The sequence below is a fragment of the Streptomyces sp. NPDC059355 genome, assembly GCF_042752335.1.
Classification (GTDB): domain Bacteria; phylum Actinomycetota; class Actinomycetes; order Streptomycetales; family Streptomycetaceae; genus Streptomyces.
This window is the reverse complement of the sequence record NZ_JBHYXN010000024.1, coordinates 23,072-39,658: the sequence shown is the minus strand read 5'-3', so window position 1 is coordinate 39,658 and position 16,587 is coordinate 23,072. Positions and strand designations below refer to the sequence as shown.

Sequence of the window (16,587 nt, the reverse complement as noted above, 5' to 3'; positions counted from 1 at the left end):
TCCCGACTACCAGACGTAGGCGAGGACTTCCCCACCTACGCCCTTCTTGCCTGCCTGCTGGCCGGTCAGGAGACCGTGGGACGTGGAGATGATCGCCACGCCCAGGCCGCCGAGGACCTTCGGCAGGTTGGTGGACTTTGCGTACACGCGCAGACCGGGCTTCGAGATCCGCTTGATGCCCGCGATGGAGCGCTCACGGTTCGGCCCGAACTTCAGCTCGAGGACGAGGTTCTTGCCGACCTCGGCGTCCTCGACCTTCCAGCCGGTGATGAAACCCTCCTGCTTGAGGATCTCCGCGATGTGCGACTTGATCTTGCTGTGCGGCATCACGACAGTGTCGTGGTACGCCGAGTTAGCGTTACGCAGACGGGTCAGCATGTCTGCGATCGGGTCAGTCATGGTCATGAAGTGGCCTTCGGCCTCTCTCGCCGGGGTTTCCTGTATGCGCCATCCCTCTCCCCACTCAGTGGCGGGACGGGTGCGGTGCGGGGACCTACGGCGTAGTAAGTCGTTATGGGCGGCGGACGCCCAACCACACAAGCCTAAGGCATGCGCGGCCGGGCACCCACCGTCCAGATGCTTACCGAGAGTGCCTGGTACTCCCCAAGTCCTTGCGGACGAGGGTGATTTACCAGGAGCTCTTGGTCACGCCCGGCAGCTCGCCACGGTGAGCCATCTCACGAAGGCAGACGCGGCACAGGCCGAACTTGCGGTACACGGAGTGGGGACGACCGCAGCGCTGGCAGCGGGTGTACGCACGCACACCGAACTTGGGCTTGCGGGCAGCCTTCGCGATGAGAGCCTTCTTCGCCATCTCGCTTACGCCTCCTTGAAGGGGAAGCCGAGGTGACGAAGGAGCGCGCGGCCCTCAGCGTCGTTGGTCGCCGTGGTGACCACGGTGATGTCCATACCCCGGGTACGGTCGATCTTGTCCTGGTCGATCTCGTGGAACATGACCTGCTCCGTGAGACCGAAGGTGTAGTTGCCACGGCCGTCGAACTGCTTCGGCGACAGACCACGGAAGTCACGGATACGCGGCAGCGCGAGCGACAGCGTACGGTCCAGGAACTCCCACATGCGGTCACCACGGAGGGTGACGTGGCAGCCGATCGGCTGACCCTCACGCAGCTTGAACTGCGCGATGGACTTGCGGGCCTTCGTGACGGCCGGCTTCTGACCGGTGATCGTCGTCAGGTCGCGGATGGCGCCGTCGATCAGCTTGGAGTCGCGGGCGGCGTCGCCCACACCCATGTTGACCACGATCTTCACGAGGCCGGGGATCTGCATGACGTTCTCGTACGAGAACTCTTCACGCAGCTTGCCCGCGATGTCCTCGCGGTACTTCGTCTTGAGACGCGGAGTGGTAGCCATCAGATGTCCTCACCCGTCCGCTTGGCAACGCGGATCTTGTTGCCCTCGTCGTCGAAGCGGAAACCGACGCGGGTAACGACCTTCTGGCCGTCCTTCTCCACAACCAGCTGAACGTTGCTGACGTGGATCGGCGCCTCGGTGATCACGATGCCACCGGTCTGCGAGCCACCAGCGGTCTGGCCGGCCTTGGTGTGCTTCTTGACCCGGTTGACACCCTCGACGAGGACACGGTTCTCAGTAGGGATGGCCTGAATGACCTTGCCCTGCTTCCCCTTGTCCTTACCGGTGATGACCTGGACCAGGTCGCCCTTCTTGATCTTCATGCTTACAGCACCTCCGGCGCGAGCGAGATGATCTTCATGAACTTCTTCTCGCGCAGCTCACGGCCCACCGGGCCGAAGATACGGGTGCCGCGAGGGTCGCCGTCGTTCTTCAGAATGACGGCGGCGTTCTCGTCAAAGCGGATGTACGAGCCGTCCTGGCGGCGACGTTCCTTGACGGTGCGAACGATGACCGCCTTGACGACGTCACCCTTCTTCACGTTGCCACCGGGGATCGCGTCCTTGACCGTGGCGACGATGACGTCACCGATGCCCGCGTAGCGGCGACCGGAACCACCGAGAACACGGATGCAAAGGATTTCCTTGGCACCAGTGTTGTCGGCGATACGCAGTCGCGACTCCTGCTGGATCACGTGTATCTCCTGTTTGTCTGCCGGTTCCCGGCGGGGGCTTCACTCCGAGGAGCGAGGCCCCCACCGAGCCTGGCGGAACTGACCTGAGGGAAACCCCTCAGGTGATTACTTGGCCTTCTCGAGGATCTCGACGATGCGCCAGCGCTTGCTCGCCGACAGCGGACGCGTCTCCATGATGAGGACGCGGTCGCCGACGCCGGCAGCGTTCTGCTCGTCGTGAGCCTTGAGCTTGTTCGTACGGCGGATGACCTTGCCGTACAGCGCGTGCTTGACGCGGTCCTCGACGGCGACGACGACGGTCTTGTCCATCTTGTCGCTGACGACGAGACCCTCACGGGTCTTGCGGAAGCCGCGGTCGTTCGTCTCAGTCACGTTCTTCTCGCTCATCAGGCGCTCTCCACCGTCTCGATACCGAGCTCACGCTCGTGCATCAGGGTGTAGATGCGAGCGATGTCCTTACGGACGGACTTGAGCCGGCCGTTGTTCTCCAGCTGACCCGTGGCCGCCTGGAAGCGGAGCTTGAACAGCTCCTCCTTGGCCTCGCGCAGCTTGCCAACGAGCTCCTCGTTGCCGAGCTCACGCAGCTCGGACGCCTTGGTTCCCGTCGCCATCACGACTCACCTGCCTCGCGCCGAACAATCCGGCACTTCATCGGAAGCTTGTGAGCAGCGCGGGTGAGCGCCTCACGAGCAATCTTCTCGTTCGGGTAGGACAGCTCGAACATGACCCGGCCCGGGTGCACGTTGGCGATCCACCACTCGGGAGAACCCTTACCGGAACCCATGCGGGTTTCGGCCGGCTTCTTCGTGAGCGGACGGTCCGGGTAGATGTTGATCCAGACCTTGCCGCCACGCTTGATGTGGCGGGTCATCGCAATACGAGCCGCCTCGATCTGGCGGTTCGTCACGTAGGCGGGGGTGAGCGCCTGGATGCCGTACTCGCCGAACGAGACCTCAGTACCGCCCTTGGCCATACCGCTGCGCTTCGGGTGGTGCTGCTTGCGGTGCTTGACCCTACGAGGGATCAGCATGTCGGTCAGGCCTCCGTTCCGGTGCTCTCGGCCGGAGCGGCGGCGGGAGCGTCGGCCTTGGGGGCCTCGGCACCAGCAGCCTGCTGCGGCTTGCGGCCACCACGGCCGCCGCGCTCGCCACCACGGCCACCACGGCCGGCGGGACGGTCGCCAGCGCCGGCGCCACGGGCCGGGCGGTTACCCGCACGGGCCGCAGCGTTCTCGGCGCGAACCTCGGCGATGTTCTTGACGTCGCCCTTGTAGATCCAGACCTTCACACCGATACGGCCGAAGGTGGTCTTGGCCTCGAAGAAGCCGTAGTCCACGTTCGCGCGCAGCGTGTGCAGCGGCACACGACCCTCGCGGTAGAACTCGGAGCGGGACATCTCGGCGCCGCCGAGACGGCCGCCACACTGGATCTTGATGCCCTTGGCGCCGGCCTTCATCGTGCCCTGCATGCTCTTACGCATGGCGCGACGGAAGGAGACGCGGGAGGAAAGCTGCTCGGCAACGGCCTGGGCAACCAGCTGAGCGTCGAGCTCGGGGTTCTTGACCTCGAGGATGTTCAGCTGGACCTGCTTGCCCGTGAGCTTCTCGAGGTCACCGCGGATGCGGTCGGCCTCGGCGCCACGGCGGCCGATGACGATGCCCGGACGAGCGGTGTGGATGTCCACACGCACGCGGTCACGGGTGCGCTCGATCTCAACCTTCGAGATGCCGGCGCGCTCCATGCCGGACGTCATCATCCGACGGATGGCGACGTCTTCCTTGACGTAGTCCTTGTACAGCTTGTCGGCGTACCAACGCGACTTGAAGTCGGTGGTGATGCCGAGCCGGAACCCGTGCGGGTTTACCTTCTGGCCCATTACCGGGAACCTTCCTTGCTGCTGACGACCACGGTGATGTGGCTGGTCCGCTTGCGGATCCGGTAGGCACGGCCCTGCGCACGCGGACGGAACCGCTTCAGGGTCGGGCCCTCGTCCACGAACGCCTCGCTGATGACCAGCGTGGAGGCGTCCGGGTGGTTGTAGTTGTGTGCGGCGTTGGCAATGGCGCTGTCCAGCACCTTGCTGACCGGCACGCTCGCGGCCTGCGGGGCGAAACGCAGGACCGCCTGAGCCTCCGTGGCATCCATGCCACGGATAAGGTCCACCACTCGGCGGGCCTTCATGGGCGTGACGCGGATGTACCGCGCCTGGGCCCTGGCTTCCATGGTTGTCCCTTCGGTGTAAGTCATAGTCGTAACCACCCCGCCTTTAGCGGCGCTTCGACTTCCGGTCGTCCTTGACGTGGCCGCGGAAGGTGCGAGTCGGCGAGAACTCGCCGAGCTTGTGGCCGACCATCGACTCGGTGACGAACACCGGGACGTGGGTCTTGCCGTTGTGCACCGCGATGGTGTGACCCAGCATGCTGGGGATGATCATCGAGCGACGGGACCAGGTCTTGATGACGTTCTTGGTGCCGGCTTCGTTCTGGACGTCCACCTTCTTTACGAGGTGGTCGTCGACGAAGGGCCCCTTCTTGAGACTGCGCGGCATCTAAACCCGCTCCTAGCGCTTCTTGTTCGTCTTGCGGCGGCGGACGATGTACTTGCTCGAAGCCTTCTTCGGCGAGCGAGTACGACCCTCCTTCTGACCCCACGGGGAGACCGGGTGGCGACCACCACTGGTCTTGCCCTCACCACCACCGTGCGGGTGGTCAACCGGGTTCATCGCGACACCGCGGACGGACGGGCGAACGCCCTTCCAGCGCATGCGGCCGGCCTTGCCCCAGTTGATGTTCGACTGCTCGGCGTTGCCGACCTCGCCGACCGTGGCGCGGCAGCGCGCGTCGACGAGACGGATCTCGCCCGACGGCATACGAAGGTGGGCCATCGTGCCCTCCTTCGCCAGCAGCTGCACGGAGGCACCGGCGGAACGGGCGAACTTGGCGCCGCCACCGGGACGGAGCTCGATCGCGTGGATCGTGGTACCGACCGGGATGTTGCGGAGTGCCAGGTTGTTGCCGGGCTTGATGTCGGCCGTCGGGCCGTTCTCAATCCGGTCACCCTGCTTCAGGTTCTTCGGCGCAATGATGTAGCGCTTCTCACCGTCGGCGTAGTGCAGGAGCGCGATGCGCGCCGTGCGGTTGGGGTCGTACTCGATGTGCGCGACCTTGGCCGGCACGCCGTCCTTGTCGTGACGACGGAAGTCGATCACGCGGTAGGCGCGCTTGTGACCGCCACCCTGGTGGCGAACAGTGATCCGACCGGTGTTGTTACGGCCGCCCTTGCTGTGCAGCGGGCGAACCAGCGACTTCTCCGGCGTGGACCGCGTGATCTCGACAAAGTCGGCGACGCTGGAGCCACGACGGCCCGGGGTCGTCGGCTTGTACTTGCGGATACCCATTTCTCAGTCCTCGTCCGATTCCGGACGACTAGACCTCCGTTAGGAGGCCTGGCCGCCGAAGATGTCGATTCGGTCGCCCTCAGCGAGGGTCACGATGGCGCGCTTGGTGTCAGCGCGCTTGCCGAAACCGGTCTTGGTGCGCTTGCGCTTACCCTGACGGTTGATCGTGTTGACCCCGGTGACCTTGACCCCGAAGACCGCCTCGACGGCCTGCTTGATCTGGGTCTTGTTGGAGCCGGGCGCGACGATGAACGTGTACTTGTTCTCGTCCAGCAGCGCGTAGCTCTTCTCCGAGACAACCGGCTTGATCAGCAGGTCGCGCGGGTCAGTGAAGGTCTTGCTGGTAACGGTCGCCTCAGACATCAGGCGTCGCTCCCTTCGGTCTCATCGGCCTTGGGGCCAGACACGAAGGACTCGAAAGCGGCCTGAGTGAAGACCACGTCGTCAGAGACGATCACGTCGTACGTGTTCAGCTGGCCCGGCTCCAGGATGTGAACCTGGGGCAGGTTGCGGGCGGACAGCCACGCGGCCTCGTCGGCGCGCTCGACGACCAGGAGCAGGTTCTTGCGCTCCGAGATCTTGCCGAACAGCGTCTTGGCGGCCTTCGTGGAGGCGGCACCCTCGACCACGCCGGTGACGACGTGGATGCGGGAGTGACGCGCACGGTCCGAGAGGGCACCGCGGAGGGCGGCGGCCTTCATCTTCTTCGGGGTCCGCTGGGAGTAGTCACGCGGCTGCGGGCCGTGGACGACGCCACCGCCGACGAACTGCGGAGCGCGGGTCGAACCCTGACGGGCGCGGCCGGTGCCCTTCTGGCGGTACGGCTTGCGGCCACCACCACGGACTTCGCCGCGACGCTTGGTCTTGTGCGTGCCCTGACGGGCAGCAGCCAGCTGAGCGACAACGACCTGGTGGATCAGCGGAACGCTGGTCTTGGCGTCGAAGATCTCCGCGGGGAGCTCGACGGTACCGGCCTTGTCGCCTGCCGGCGAAAGGATGTCAATGGTGCTCATTACCTCAAGCCCCCTTGGCCGCGGTACGGACCAGGACGAGGCCGCCGTTCGGACCGGGGACTGCGCCCTTGATGAGGAGCAGACCCTTCTCCGCGTCAACCGCGTGGATGGTCAGGTTCTGGGTGGTGACACGCTCGTTGCCCATGCGACCGGCCATGCGCATGCCCTTGAAGACACGCCCAGGGGTGGCGCAGCCACCGATCGAACCGGGGGAGCGGTGCTTGCGCTGCACACCGTGACCGGCGCCGAGGCCCCGGAAGTTGTGCCGCTTCATGACACCGGCGAAGCCCTTGCCCTTGCTGTTGCCCGTGACGTCAACCTTGACGCCGGACTCGAACACCTGGGCGGTGATCTCCTGGCCGAGCGTGTACTCGCTGGCGTCGGAGGTGCGGAGCTCCACCAGGTGGCGGCGCGGGGTCACGTCGGCCTTGGCGAAGTGGCCCTTGAGGGGCTTGTTCACCTTGCGCGGGTCGATCTCGCCGAAGGCGATCTGGACCGACTCGTAGCCGTCGATGTCGTTCGTACGGACCTGGGTAACGACGCAGGGCCCGGCCTTGACAACGGTCACCGGGACGACACGGTTGTTCTCGTCCCAGACCTGGGTCATGCCGAGCTTCTCGCCCAGGACGCCCTTGATCTGCTTTGCCATCTTCTCGACGCCTCTCAGAGCTTGATCTCGATGTCAACGCCGGCCGGAAGGTCCAGGCGCATCAGCGAGTCAACGGTCTTGGGCGTCGGGTCGAGGATGTCGATCAGGCGCTTGTGCGTGCGCATCTCGAAGTGCTCGCGCGAGTCCTTGTACTTGTGCGGCGACTTGATGACGCAGTACACGTTCTTCTCAGTGGGCAGCGGCACCGGGCCTGCGACCGACGCACCAGTGCGGGTCACCGTCTCGACGATCTTCTTCGCCGAGGAGTCGATGACCTCGTGGTCGTAGGCCTTGAGCCGGATGCGGATCTTCTGTCCCGCCATGGCTACTCCGTAGTCCTGTCTGTTGTGGAAACGCTCTGGCCCTCGGCCGGCTGTGGATCTCTCCACCGCTTCTCTCCGACCCACGCGGTCGGGCGTGTCGCACTCCCTCTACAGAAAATTCCCATACGGAAATTCCCTCGTCCAAGGGGGTGCGGCCCAAGGCCGCGGTTCGGGGGAGAAACACCCACCGAGCGCCTGGCGAACACCGTGCTGACGCTTCCCAGAAGATTCCCGTACGTCCGCCCCATTGCTGCCCCGAGAGGCAGGTGAAGGCGACGAGTACTGTGGGACTCGCTTCCGGTCCTCCCGGCGGGAGGCGCGCAGCATCGGCACTCAGCCGAGCAACTTGAGTAGTCTGCCATACAAGACACGTACTGCGCCAATCGGGCCGAAGAGAATACCCCTCCCCGGTGAGTGGTCAAACCGCGCCACGCACTGGGACGGCCCGGGCCCCGCTTGGGGTCCGCCCGGGCCGGCCCACGGGCCTCAGGTACGCGAAAGAGTGCCGCAGCCCTCCGGCACACCGGAGTCGATGGCCTTGCTCCGGTCGTACGGGTCCACGGGCGTGCCCGAGGGCGCGGGACCGGTCCGCGCGTCGTCGGAGAAGACGGGGTGCAGGTATCCGTCGTAGACATCGCAGGCGCTGTTCGCGAGGTCGACGTTGTACTTCTCCAGCCAGATCTTGCCGACGGTGGCCTGCCACTTGCGCGGGTCGGCGACCGAGAAGGTGATCTCGCGCCGCACGATCGTGCGCTCCACCTCCTGCGCGCCCAGCTGCGCCTTCACCAACGGGTAGACGAAGGTGTAGTCGGCCAGCACGTTGGCCTGGCCGCCCTCCTGGCCGGGCTCCACCCACATCCGGCCGCGGACCTTGACCACGTCGCCCGCGGGCTTCAGCTCGGTCGGCTTGACCCGGGTGAACAGGTGCAGCGGGTCGTTCTCCTTCGTCGGAGCCGTCAGCGAGCCCTCCACGCGGCTCAGCTCGTCCTTCAGCTTCGGGTCGAGCAGCTCCAGCGCCGCCGCGGGCCGCTCCCCGCGCAGGGTCGCCGGGTCCAGGTTGGCCGAGACCAGGAACTGCTTGGCCTTCTCCAGCGCGTCGGCGACCTGCTCCTTGCTCATCCCGCCGACGGCCTGGGCCTCCGGGACCTCGATCCCGGCCGCCCCGTCGGCCCACTGGAGGGCCGGGGAGCCCTTGAAGGGCTCCTTGAGCGTCGGCCGGTCCGGGTCGACGGCCGAAGGCGGGGCGCCGGGCCGGGCGGTCTCGGCGGGCAGCGGCTCATGGGCCTTGTCGTTCCGCTCGGCCTTCCCGGTGACCTTGTCGATGACCAGCTCCGGGCGTACGGCGATCAGCGCGAGGGCCGCGATGAAGACCACCGCCGCCGCGGCCTTGAGCCGCCGCTTGCCCCTCCCCCGCCCCTGCATCTCCTGCCAGGCCGGGCCGGTGCGCCAGCCCGGCGGCTCGGCGGACCCGGCGCGCAGCCGCTCGGTGACCATGCGGGCGCGGGCGGAGGGCTCCTGCGGGGCCTCGCCGGCGCCCGCCTGGGCCTGCTCCATGAACCGGGCCCACTCCTCGTCGGAGAGCGCCGGTCCGTCGTTGTCGTTGCCGTTCTTTCCCATGTCCCACCCCTGGAATGTCCGGGGCCCCCAGGACCAGGTCCTGGGGGCCCCGCTGAAACGTTACTGCCGGTAGCTGAAGCAGCCCGTGACGTCCGCGCTCCGATGCGCCCGTACGGGCCGTCGTCACGGAAACGGCCCGCCGGGGGCCGGCGGGCCGCCCGCGGTCACTTCTTCCGGGCGTCCTGCCCTGTCCGGTCGGCGTCCTTGCGGGCCTGCCGCTCGGCCTCGGCGTCGCGCTCGATGTCCGCCCGCGAGCGCACACGCTTGGGCGCCTCCATCCCGCAGACGGCGGGCCAGTCGTCGGCCACGATGCCGGCACACCAGATGAAGTTCTGGATGGGTCCGGGCTTCCAGTCGTCCTTCTCGATGTCCCAGCAGTCCTCGCGCGGCGAGAAGCGCGGGCAGCTGCCGTCCCGCTGCTTGATGACGTGGGCGCGGTACGCGTCGATGCCCATCGAGTCGACGTCGGACGAGGGCATGTAGCGGTTGACGGACCAGGACGCGCCCATGGTCGCGAAGAGCGCGACCACGCACACCATCCCGGCGGCCAGCTGGCGGACCACCCGCGGCGGAATGACCCGGGCGGGCCCGGCCGCGGGAGCGGATCCGGAATCGGCAGCGGAACCGGACCCGGACCCGGCGGCCCGCGGGCGCAGCGTGCGCTCGATCCACCCGGATCCCCGGTCGACCACGGCCATCATGCCGAGCACGGCCAGGATCATCAGGCAGTACATGATGATCCACGTGGTGCGCGGGTAGAGCTGGATGGCCTTGTCCTGGGCCATGTGCCCGGCGAACCAGAAACGGGCGAGCCAGGCGCCGGCCAGGACCGCCGCCGCCGTGCGCACCATGATGTTGCGCATCCCGAGGCCGAGGCCGAGGCCCACCCCGAACAGCAGCAGCAGGGCGAACCCGCTCTGGCCCGCCATCTCGCCGGCCACCGGCCAGGTCTGGTACGTCAGGGTCCCGGAGCGGTCCGAGACCCAGCCGAGGACGTACCCGGGGTCCGCGTACACGGCGAGGAAGGCGTAGCGGTCGGGGTTCTCCGAGCCCAGCCGGGCCATCTGGTAGAGCAGCGGAGCGCCGACCACGCCGGCCGAGAGCAGCGTGACCCCTATGTAGATACCCGCCTTCTTGGCCGTGGCCGCGCCCTGGCGCCACGGGAAGAAGAACAGCGCGGCCACGAGCGCGCCCGGCGCGGCCCAGATGTACCAGCCGGAGTACCAGAGGAACAGCGCGCCGAAGGTCACGCCGAGGACGAGGGCGCGCACCACCAGGTGCCGCGTGCCGCGCCGCCCGGCGAGGCGCATCTCGCGCAGCCAGTATCCGAGCAGCGGCAGCAGCACGATCATGACGATGTGGCTGTACGGGCGGATCGGGTCGAGGAAGACCACCGCGGCCGGGACCGCGATCAGCAGCGCCCAGAAGGGCCGCAGCAGTATCCGCCAGGCGAGGTAGGCCATCGGGCCGGCCACGGCGGTGAAGAAGATCTGGAGGTCGTGCAGGGCGAAGCCGGTCTCGCCGCGGCCGTTGTAGCGGATCTTCGCCCAGAGGGCCATCAGGGCCGGGAAGGCGGGCGGGTAGATGCCCGACATCCCCTTGTGGTGCAGGAACGAGTTGGCCATGTCGATCAGGACGCCCGGGTCGCCCTCCTGGCCGCCGAGCGGATGCGGCGTGCCGTGCAGGGCGACGACGACCCCGCCGGCGATCACGCCGGTGGCCAGGCCCGCCAGGGCGGCGCAGACCAGACGCTTGACCAGCCGGTGACGCCGGGCCGGTCCCCGGTGGGCGGTGTACAGGAGCAGCCCGAGCAGCGGCAGCCCGATGACCGCGGCGTACATCTGGAGCGTGGCGAGGCCGCTGACCTGGCCGAGGCGCACGATCGGGTTCACGTCGATCCGGCGGCTCAGCAGCATGTAGCCGAGGGCGGCCGTGAGGCTGACGACGCCCTCGGCGACGGCGAGCACGCGGCGTCCGGACGTCCGGGGGCGGCGGGCCGTCGAAGAGGAGGAGACCGGTCCGGCGTCCGGGGTCCCGGTACCGGTCCGGCTGTGCGCCGTGCCGGTTGTTCCGACGACCTCGGGGGCCAGGTGTGTCATCTCAGTCCAATTCGGTCGCGGGTGTCACCGCGGGGCGGGGCCCGTCGGCCGCTGTCTGTCGTGCTCCGGGGTCAGTCTCCGCGCTGACCTGCGGTGAATGCGTGCTTGGCGAGCGTACGGAGGCCCTCGCGGTGCCCGCGGAGCAGCGCGCCGGGGAGCATCGTGATGGCGTGGAAGCGGGAGGCGCTGTGGAAGCGCGCGGCGCGCGCGGCCTTGGGCCAGCCCCGGGCGTCCATTCGGTCGGCCACCGCGGAGAAGTACCGCTCGGCCTCGGTGAAGCGGGTACCGGAGAAAGCCTGCACCGAGGACTCGCTGACCGCGTGGCGGCGGTACTTGAACACCGTCGTGGACTCGTCGATCAGCATCTGTTCGCCGAGTTCGAGGAGGTCGACCACCAGGGCCAGGTCCTGGATCACGGAGTACTCGTCGCGGAAGTTGACCCCGCGCAGGGCCTCGCCGCGCCAGCAGATGGACGGGAAGTACAGCCAGTTCCCGCGCAGCACGCTGGCGGCCAGCTCCTCGCCGCCCATCAGACGCCGGCCCTTGACCTGCGGCGCGTACAGCCGCCGCTTGGTCTGGTCGGCCAGCCCGTACGCGACCTGGCCGGTGCCGTCGATCACCTCGACGCCGGGCTGGACCATGCCGATGCCCGGGTTGTCGGCGATGAGACCGCGGACGGTCTCCAGGTAGTGCGGGTGCAGCAGGTCGTCGCAGCCCATGATGACGACGTGGTCGGCCTCGGAGAGCCGTACGCACTTCTGGAAGTTCTTGGTGATGCCGAGGTTCTGCTCGTTGCGGGTGTAGTGCACCCGCTCGTCGCCGAGGGCCTCGAACCAGCCCGGGACGTCCGGCTCCTTGCCGTCGTCGATGACGACGAGGCGGAAGTCCCGGTCCGTCTGGGCCAGGACGCTGCGGACGGCGTCCTGCATCAGCTGCACGTCCCCGTAGTAGGGGAGCATGAAGTCGAAGGTCACCACAGGACGTCAGGCCTTCACGGAGTCGGAGTCGGCGGGCTCGGGCTTCGCCTCGGCGACGACCGCCTCGGCCACGACCGCTTCGGCCACGACGGGGGCGACGGCCGAACCCAGGCGCGCGTCGTTGTGGCGGGCGCCCTCGGCCAGGGCCACGGTCCGGGCCAGGTCGGTGATCTTCTTCTCCAGCGAGCGGAAGCGGAGGAAGGTGTTGAGGGTCAGGAAGCCCATCGCGAGCACCATGACGTACAGCACCAGGTCGGTACCGCGGCCGACGCCGAGCTGGTGCGCCAACCACGTGACGTCCGTCGGGCGGAGCACGGCGTACACGTTGACGATGACGAACAGCGAGAACGCGATGCGCTTCCAGGCGCGGTTCTTCGCCTGGCCCCACGTCCGTATGAACATGAGGGCCATCGACACCGAGCCCGCGATGAGCAGCAGCTGGATCCAGAAGTACTTCATCAGCGGCTTCGCTCCCGCATCGTGATGTCAAAGATGATGTTGACGCCGTTGATCAGGGACTGACCCTTGGCGCGCGAGTACTCGGTGTAGAGGATGTCCACCGGGACCTCGGTGACGCGCAGGCCGGACCCGGCCAGGAAACCGACGATCTCCGAGGCGTGCGCCATGCCGTTCATGGTGATGTTCAGCTGCTCGGCGGCCTTGCGGCTGAGCACGCGCAGACCGTTGTGCGAGTCGGTGAGCTTCAGCTTGCGCGCGGTCGGGCTGACCGACGCCGCCGTACGCAGCACCACGCGCTTGATCCACGGCACTTGGCCGTTCTGCTCGATGAAGCGCGAGCCGAGGACCACGTCGGCCTCGTCGTCGCGCAGCACCTGGACCATCTTCTCGACGTCGTGCGTCTGGTGCTGGCCGTCCGCGTCGAAGGTCGCGAAGTAGCGGGCACCGGGCTGCGCGAGGGCGTACTTGAGGCCGGTCTGGAGGGCGGCGCCCTGGCCGAGGTTGACGGGGTGGCGCACGAGGTGGGCGCCGGTCGTCACGATGTGCTCGGCCGAGTTGTCGGAGCTGCCGTCGTCCACGACGACTATGTTCGGGAAGGTCTCACGTGCTCCCTCGACCACATCGGCGATCACCTGGCCCTCGTTGTAGGCCGGGATGACCAGCCAGACGTCGTCGTATTGGGACACGGTAGCTCCAGCGGAATGTGGCACGTGCGCGTGCGCGGTGATCGGTGGGACGTCGGAAGCCGGCATGGTCACTCCCCGACCGCTCCGGCGCCCAGTGGGCTTGCGGCGACCTTGTGCCCCGGTCCTTCGGTCGCGCCCGGAGCCGCTCCGGGGAACCTCAGCCTCAGCACCGCCAGCATACCGAGCACGGTGGCGAGAGAGCCGAGAGCGTAGGCCAGGATGACGCGGAGTGCCACTTCGCCCGGTGCGAAGGTGACACCGACGAGGACGACGGTGCCGGCGGCCCAGCAGAGCAGTTGCAGGTTGTGCCGCTTGAATACCATCAGCGCCTGACCGAGGACCATCGCGAACATGTACGCCACGGTGCCGGCGGACAAAAGGAAGAAGTCGGCACGGCCCAGTACGGGTCCGGCGTCGAACAGGACCTTGATCAGCCACGGGCCGAGCACGGTCGCGGGTACTCCCCCGAGCAGGCCGAGCGCCCCGACGACCACGCCGATCCGGCGCAGCATCGCGGAGAACGCCGCCCGGTCGCCGGCCGTGTAGGCGGCGGTCAGCCCGCCGAGCAGCGAGGCCTGCAGCGAGCCGAAGACGAACAGCGGCACCCGGGCCAGGACCAGCGCGTTGAGCAGTGCCGCGATCAGCACGCTGTCGGTGGGGGCGAGCAGCTTGGTGCTCATCACCGCGGCGTTGACGACGACCTGGGACAGCAGGGTCGAGCAGATCAACAGGCCGAGTCCGGCGGTCAGTTCCCGCCAGGCGATCTCCTCGCCGGGCTCCACGGCGCGCAGCAGCGCCGGCAGGGTGACCAGCGTCGCGGCGATCGGCGCGACGGCCAGGACCAGGCTGAAGGCGAGCGCCGAGTGCAGCCCGGCGACCGCGCAGCCGAAGGCGAGGGCGATGCGCAGCCCGCCGTCGACGGCCAGCTGGGTGCCGTACGCGCCGAACCGGCCGAGGCCGGCCAGGACCCCGCGGGTCAGGTAGCAGACGGCCATGCCCGTGAACGCGCCGCCGAGCGCCGCCACCAGGCCGCGGTCGCCGCGGAACAGCAGGTCCGCGATCGGGCCCGCGCCGACGGCGAGGACGAGCAGGGTCGCGCCCAGGATCCCGGCGGTCAGCAGCGTGGCCCGGCGCAGCACGGGAGCCGCTCCCTGGCCGTGCACCACGCGGGCGGCGACGATCCGGGTGAGCTCCTGCTCGATGGGGAAGAAGATGCCGAGGCCGAGCGCCATGACGATCGTCCACAGCACCGAGACGTTCGCCATGGCGTCCGTGGACAGGCTGTGGCCGGCCACGCCCAGGTGGACGTAGGAGGCCGCACCGAGCACGACAGTGCCGCCGGCCACCGCGACGGTGCCCGGCGGCAGCGCCGCGGTGAGCCTGCTCAGCAGGGACTTCATCCCGTACTGCCGTTCCTGGCCGCAGCGGCCAGAGCGCTGAACGCGGGGGTGGCCAGGGCCTGGGCGAGCTGCTCGCGCCAGTCGGCGAGCGGGGCCAGGCCCGCCCCTTCCTCCCAGGCGTCGTGCCCGAGCACGCTGAACGCGGGGCGGGCGGCGGGGCGTACGAACGCGGCGGAAGTGGTCGGCCGGATGCGCTCCGGGTCGAGCCCGCTCAGCCGGTACGTCTCGCGGGCCAGCCCCATCCAGGTGGTCCGGCCGCTCGCGGTGCCGTGGTAGACCCCGCCCATGGCCAAGCCCTTCAGCGCGGCCAGGCCGAGCTCGACCAGCCGGCGGGCCAGCGCGTAGGACCAGGTCGGCTGGCCGTGCTGGTCGTCGACGACGTCGAGGGTCTCCCGCTGGGCGGCCAGCTTGAGCATGGTGGCGACGAAGTTCGGACCGTGCTCGCCGTACAGCCACGCGGTCCGGACGATGTAGCCGTCCTGCGGCAGCAGTTCGGCGACGGCCTGCTCGCCGAGCAGCTTGGAGCGCCCGTACGCGTTGAGCGGCCCGGTCTCGGCGTCCTCGCGGTACGGCTCCGTGGCGTCGCCGGGGAGCACGTAGTCGGTGGAGACGTGCAGCAGGCGTACGTGGGCGGCGGCGCAGGCCTCGGCGAGGACGCGCACACCGGTGCCGTTGACGGCGGCGGCGGCGTCCTCGGCGGTCTCGGCGCCGTCGACGTCGGTCCACGCGGCGCAGTTCACGACCACGGTGACGCCCTCGACCGCCGCGCGGACCGCGGCCGGGTCGGTGATGTCGAGGTCGGCGCGGCGCAGGCCCACGGCCTCGATCCCGGCGTCCTTCAGGACGGCCAGGACGTCCTGGCCGAGCATCCCGGCGGCGCCGGTGACGAGCCAGCGTCCGGCTCGCGGGTTCGCGCTCACTTCTGCAGGGCCGCCTTCGCCTTCAGCGGCTCCCACCAGGCGCGGTTCTCGCGGTACCAGTCGATGGTGGCCTTGATGCCGTCCTCGAAGGTGACCTGCGGGGCGTAGCCGAGCTCCGAGCCGATCTTGCTGATGTCGATGGAGTAGCGGAGGTCGTGGCCCTTGCGGTCCTCGACCCGCTCGACCATGTCCCAGCCGAGCCCGGCCGCGTCGAGCAGTACGCCGGTGAGCTCCTTGTTGGTGAGCTCGGTTCCGCCGCCGATGTTGTAGACCTCGCCGGCGCGGCCCTTGCGCATGGCCAGGTCGATGCCGCGGCAGTGGTCGGAGACGTGCAGCCAGTCGCGCACGTTGCCGCCGTTGCCGTACAGCGGGACCTTCTTGCCGTCCATCAGGTTCGAGACGAACAGCGGGATGACCTTCTCCGGGAACTGGTAGTGCCCGTAGTTGTTGGAGCAGCGCGTGACCACGACGTCCATGCCGTGCGTCCGCGCGTAGGCCAGGGCCAGCAGGTCGGACGAGGCCTTGGAGGCGGAGTACGGGGAGTTCGGCACCAGCGGCCACTCCTCGGTCCAGGAGCCCTCGCTGATCGAGCCGTACACCTCGTCGGTGGAGATGTGGACGAAGCGGCCGACGCCGTGCTTGCGGGCGGCGTCGAGGAGTACCTGCGTGCCCACGACGTTCGTCATCACGAACGGGCCGGCACCGGCGATCGAGCGGTCCACGTGGGACTCGGCGGCGAAGTGCACCACCACGTCGTGCCCGGGCATCACCTGGTCGACGGCCTCGGCGTCGCAGATGTCGCCCTTGACGAACTTGTAACCGGGGTGGTCGGCGACGGGCGCGAGGTTCGCCTCGACGCCCGAGTAGGTCAGCTTGTCGAAGACCGTGATCTGGGCCGATGCGTCTGCACCGAGCTGCTGCCGGACGAATTCTGAACCGATGAAGCCGGCGCCGCCGGTCACAAGGATGCGCATAATACGAAG

24 protein-coding genes are annotated in these 16,587 nt (G+C 68.4%); all 24 read right to left on the bottom strand.

The features are described 5' to 3' along the window. Positions 1-6: 6 nt before the first annotated feature. Entirely contained in the window at positions 7-405 is a 399-nt protein-coding gene (gene rpsH / locus ACFXGI_RS22705; RefSeq protein ID WP_007265911.1) for a 30S ribosomal protein S8, read from the bottom strand. 223 nt (positions 406-628) lie between these two features. After that, positions 629-814 carry a type Z 30S ribosomal protein S14 gene (locus tag ACFXGI_RS22700; protein WP_003956452.1) on the bottom strand — a complete coding sequence of 62 codons (186 nt, stop codon included), beginning with the start codon at positions 812-814 and terminating at the stop codon, positions 629-631. A gap of 5 nt (positions 815-819) precedes the next feature. Continuing rightward, on the bottom strand, positions 820-1,371 hold the full coding sequence (gene rplE, locus ACFXGI_RS22695) for a 50S ribosomal protein L5 (protein WP_030154702.1): 552 nt from the start codon (positions 1,369-1,371) through the stop codon (positions 820-822). Next, positions 1,371-1,694, bottom strand: a complete 324-nt coding sequence (rplX, locus tag ACFXGI_RS22690; protein WP_266626434.1) for a 50S ribosomal protein L24 — start codon at positions 1,692-1,694, stop codon at positions 1,371-1,373. The genes rplE and rplX overlap by 1 nt, the downstream gene beginning before the upstream one ends. Positions 1,695-1,696: 2 nt before the next feature. Further along, positions 1,697-2,065, bottom strand: a complete 369-nt coding sequence (gene rplN / locus ACFXGI_RS22685) for a 50S ribosomal protein L14 (protein WP_008739701.1) — start codon at positions 2,063-2,065, stop codon at positions 1,697-1,699. 105 nt (positions 2,066-2,170) lie between these two features. Continuing rightward, entirely contained in the window at positions 2,171-2,452 is a 282-nt protein-coding gene (gene rpsQ, locus ACFXGI_RS22680; RefSeq protein WP_235484793.1) for a 30S ribosomal protein S17, read from the bottom strand. Continuing rightward, the gene (gene rpmC / locus ACFXGI_RS22675) at positions 2,452-2,676 is read right to left on the bottom strand and encodes a 50S ribosomal protein L29 (protein ID WP_008739703.1); all 225 of its coding nucleotides are present in this window, start codon (positions 2,674-2,676) and stop codon (positions 2,452-2,454) included. Before rpmC ends, rpsQ begins: the two co-directional genes overlap by 1 nt. After that, the gene (gene rplP / locus ACFXGI_RS22670; protein WP_112447745.1) at positions 2,676-3,095 is read right to left on the bottom strand and encodes a 50S ribosomal protein L16; all 420 of its coding nucleotides are present in this window, start codon (positions 3,093-3,095) and stop codon (positions 2,676-2,678) included. The genes rpmC and rplP overlap by 1 nt, the downstream gene beginning before the upstream one ends. Positions 3,096-3,100: 5 nt before the next feature. Further along, positions 3,101-3,940: a 30S ribosomal protein S3 gene (gene rpsC, locus ACFXGI_RS22665; protein ID WP_007265905.1), complete on the bottom strand. Its 840-nt coding sequence runs from the start codon at positions 3,938-3,940 to the stop codon at positions 3,101-3,103. Next, positions 3,940-4,287 carry a 50S ribosomal protein L22 gene (rplV, locus tag ACFXGI_RS22660; RefSeq protein WP_384709519.1) on the bottom strand — a complete coding sequence of 116 codons (348 nt, stop codon included), beginning with the start codon at positions 4,285-4,287 and terminating at the stop codon, positions 3,940-3,942. Before rplV ends, rpsC begins: the two co-directional genes overlap by 1 nt. Positions 4,288-4,330: 43 nt before the next feature. Beyond that, positions 4,331-4,612, bottom strand: coding sequence for a 30S ribosomal protein S19 (gene rpsS / locus ACFXGI_RS22655; protein WP_008739713.1), 282 nt, complete (start codon positions 4,610-4,612; stop codon positions 4,331-4,333). Positions 4,613-4,624: 12 nt separating this feature from the next. After that, entirely contained in the window at positions 4,625-5,461 is an 837-nt protein-coding gene (gene rplB / locus ACFXGI_RS22650; RefSeq protein WP_112447748.1) for a 50S ribosomal protein L2, read from the bottom strand. A 39-nt stretch (positions 5,462-5,500) separates the two neighbouring features. Then, positions 5,501-5,824, bottom strand: a complete 324-nt coding sequence (gene rplW / locus ACFXGI_RS22645; RefSeq protein ID WP_030154694.1) for a 50S ribosomal protein L23 — start codon at positions 5,822-5,824, stop codon at positions 5,501-5,503. Beyond that, a complete protein-coding gene (gene rplD / locus ACFXGI_RS22640; RefSeq protein ID WP_030008466.1) occupies positions 5,824-6,474 on the bottom strand; it encodes a 50S ribosomal protein L4 in 651 nt (216 codons plus the stop codon). Before rplD ends, rplW begins: the two co-directional genes overlap by 1 nt. A gap of 4 nt (positions 6,475-6,478) precedes the next feature. Further along, entirely contained in the window at positions 6,479-7,123 is a 645-nt protein-coding gene (gene rplC, locus ACFXGI_RS22635) for a 50S ribosomal protein L3 (RefSeq protein ID WP_008739720.1), read from the bottom strand. 14 nt (positions 7,124-7,137) lie between these two features. Beyond that, positions 7,138-7,446, bottom strand: coding sequence for a 30S ribosomal protein S10 (gene rpsJ / locus ACFXGI_RS22630; RefSeq protein WP_003948644.1), 309 nt, complete (start codon positions 7,444-7,446; stop codon positions 7,138-7,140). A gap of 486 nt (positions 7,447-7,932) precedes the next feature. Further along, positions 7,933-9,063 carry a hypothetical protein gene (locus tag ACFXGI_RS22625; protein WP_384709514.1) on the bottom strand — a complete coding sequence of 377 codons (1,131 nt, stop codon included), beginning with the start codon at positions 9,061-9,063 and terminating at the stop codon, positions 7,933-7,935. A gap of 164 nt (positions 9,064-9,227) precedes the next feature. Further along, positions 9,228-11,162 carry a hypothetical protein gene (locus ACFXGI_RS22620; protein ID WP_384709511.1) on the bottom strand — a complete coding sequence of 645 codons (1,935 nt, stop codon included), beginning with the start codon at positions 11,160-11,162 and terminating at the stop codon, positions 9,228-9,230. 71 nt (positions 11,163-11,233) lie between these two features. Then, complete coding sequence (locus ACFXGI_RS22615; RefSeq protein ID WP_384709508.1) at positions 11,234-12,136, bottom strand: glycosyltransferase family 2 protein; 903 nt, start codon at positions 12,134-12,136, stop codon at positions 11,234-11,236. 9 nt (positions 12,137-12,145) lie between these two features. Beyond that, entirely contained in the window at positions 12,146-12,598 is a 453-nt protein-coding gene (locus tag ACFXGI_RS22610) for a DUF2304 domain-containing protein (protein WP_384709505.1), read from the bottom strand. After that, on the bottom strand, positions 12,598-13,284 hold the full coding sequence (locus ACFXGI_RS22605; protein ID WP_384709502.1) for a glycosyltransferase family 2 protein: 687 nt from the start codon (positions 13,282-13,284) through the stop codon (positions 12,598-12,600). Before ACFXGI_RS22605 ends, ACFXGI_RS22610 begins: the two co-directional genes overlap by 1 nt. A 68-nt stretch (positions 13,285-13,352) precedes the next feature. Next, positions 13,353-14,684 (bottom strand): lipopolysaccharide biosynthesis protein, encoded by a 1,332-nt coding sequence (locus ACFXGI_RS22600; RefSeq protein WP_384709499.1) that lies wholly within the window; start codon positions 14,682-14,684, stop codon positions 13,353-13,355. Beyond that, complete coding sequence (gene rfbD, locus ACFXGI_RS22595) at positions 14,681-15,604, bottom strand: dTDP-4-dehydrorhamnose reductase (RefSeq protein ID WP_384709496.1); 924 nt, start codon at positions 15,602-15,604, stop codon at positions 14,681-14,683. The genes ACFXGI_RS22600 and rfbD overlap by 4 nt, the downstream gene beginning before the upstream one ends. After that, positions 15,601-16,578, bottom strand: a complete 978-nt coding sequence (rfbB, locus tag ACFXGI_RS22590; protein WP_384709493.1) for a dTDP-glucose 4,6-dehydratase — start codon at positions 16,576-16,578, stop codon at positions 15,601-15,603. Before rfbB ends, rfbD begins: the two co-directional genes overlap by 4 nt. Positions 16,579-16,587: the final 9 nt, after the last annotated feature.